At 51.6% G+C, this 1,075-nt stretch carries 2 tRNA genes and 3 rRNA genes; all 5 read left to right on the top strand.

The features are described 5' to 3' along the window. Window positions 1-74: ribosomal RNA gene (locus H8730_RS17345) — 16S ribosomal RNA — on the top strand; the annotation flags it as partial. Between the two features lie 67 nt (window positions 75-141). Then, window positions 142-259, top strand: a 5S ribosomal RNA gene (gene rrf, locus H8730_RS17340). A 6-nt stretch (window positions 260-265) separates the two neighbouring features. After that, a tRNA-Ile gene (locus H8730_RS17335) sits at window positions 266-339 on the top strand. Between the two features lie 41 nt (window positions 340-380). Next, window positions 381-453, top strand: a tRNA-Ala gene (locus H8730_RS17330). A gap of 253 nt (window positions 454-706) precedes the next feature. Then, window positions 707-1,075: ribosomal RNA gene (locus H8730_RS17325) — 23S ribosomal RNA — on the top strand; the annotation flags it as partial.

Here is a 1,075-nt window from a genome sequence, read left to right as displayed (position 1 = left end):
AGGTGAATCAAGTAACTGGGGTGAAGTCGTAACAAGGTAGCCGTATCGGAAGGTGCGGCTGGATCACCTCCTTTCTAAGGAAGGAAACTCGGATCAGATGTTATACTGTTCGGTTTTCAAGTTTCTTGAAAACTATATATTTTCGGTGACGATGCGTCTGTGGGAAACACTCGTTCCCATCCCGAACACGAAAGTTAAGCCACAGACGGCCGATGGTACTTGGTGGGTGACTGCCTGGGAGAGTAGGTGGCTGCCGAAATTATATGGGCTTATAGCTCAGCCGGTTAGAGCGCACGCCTGATAAGCGTGAGGTCGGTGGTTCGAGTCCACTTAAGCCCATTTTCGGGTGTTTTCCGCGGTAGGCGGAGGATGTCTGAAACGGGGGTATAGCTCAGTTGGGAGAGCACCTGCCTTGCAAGCAGGGGGTCATGAGTTCGAATCTCATTATCTCCATTTGGGGCTATATGGCTCCAAAATATAGTTAGTTTGGATCTGACAGCTGACGGCTGGCAGATCAGTGGTACCTTGAAAATTGCACATTGAAGAACAAGCGAAGCGAGAGCGGAGCTTGAAGAGCCGAAAAGAAGAAAGAAACGTCCAAGAGGGAAGCAGGAGAGAGACCTGCGACGAGAGGGAACTCTCGAAGGAGAAACCACTTCAAAGAACTCAGGAATCGGAAGCCCGAGAGGGTGGAGGAGGAGAGAGGGATCAAGCGAAGAAGAGCGTAGGGAGGATGCCTAGGCACCAGGAGCCGAAGAAGGACGCGGAAAGCAGCGAAACGCGGCGGGGAGACGCAAACAGTCAGAGAGCCGCCGATGTCCGAATGGGGAAACCCGGCTGGGAAAAGCCCAGTCACTGCAGGATGAATAAATAGTTCTGTAGGGGGAACGTGGGGAACTGAAACATCTAAGTACCCACAGGAAGAGAAAACAAAACCAGCAGCTGGAGACAGCTGTGTGATTTTCTAAGTAGCGGCGAGCGAAAGGGAAAGAGGCCAAACCGGATAACGAAAGTTATGCGGGGTTGAGGACTGCGAGAGAAAGGACAGGAAGCTAACAGAATGGCATTGGGAAAG

The sequence above is a fragment of the Bianquea renquensis genome, from assembly GCF_014384895.1.
Lineage (GTDB): Bacteria > Bacillota > Clostridia > Lachnospirales > Bianqueaceae > Bianquea > Bianquea renquensis.
This window is presented reverse-complemented; position numbering and strand designations above follow the sequence as displayed.